The sequence below is a fragment of the Neobacillus drentensis genome, assembly GCF_036965425.1.
Taxonomy (GTDB): domain Bacteria; phylum Bacillota; class Bacilli; order Bacillales; family Cytobacillaceae; genus Neobacillus; species Neobacillus drentensis_F.
The window spans coordinates 833-1,130 of record NZ_JBALPP010000223.1 but is presented as its reverse complement, the minus strand read 5'-3'; the positions used below and the strand labels follow the sequence as shown (position 1 = coordinate 1,130).

Below are 298 nucleotides of genomic sequence, written 5' to 3'. Positions count from 1 at the left end.
ATATTAAAATTATCCTCATTCCATTCAATTATTTCATAATTTGGCAACTTAATTTTCCAAGTATTTATACAGTTCTTTATAATTTCAGGCTTTTCCCTTTTTCCAAACCAGCAATAGTGTATCTTTCTCGGGATTTTTTCAATTTTATTCATTAATTAACTCATCCTTTTAAAAGTAATTACTTTGATAGCTTATATTTAATGTAATTACTTGTTCATACATATAAAAAATGAAATAACAAACTAAAATAATAAAATATATAATCCTTTGTTCCTTTTTATTAAATAGTTTTATAATC

Annotated in this window: 1 protein-coding gene; it reads right to left on the bottom strand. The window is 21.5% G+C overall.

The window, feature by feature from the left end:
- Window positions 1-152, bottom strand: a 152-nt coding sequence (locus V7161_RS30300; protein ID WP_335716465.1) for a capsular polysaccharide synthesis protein, incomplete at its 3' end; no start/stop codon positions are given.
- Between the last annotated feature and the right edge of the window lie 146 nt (window positions 153-298).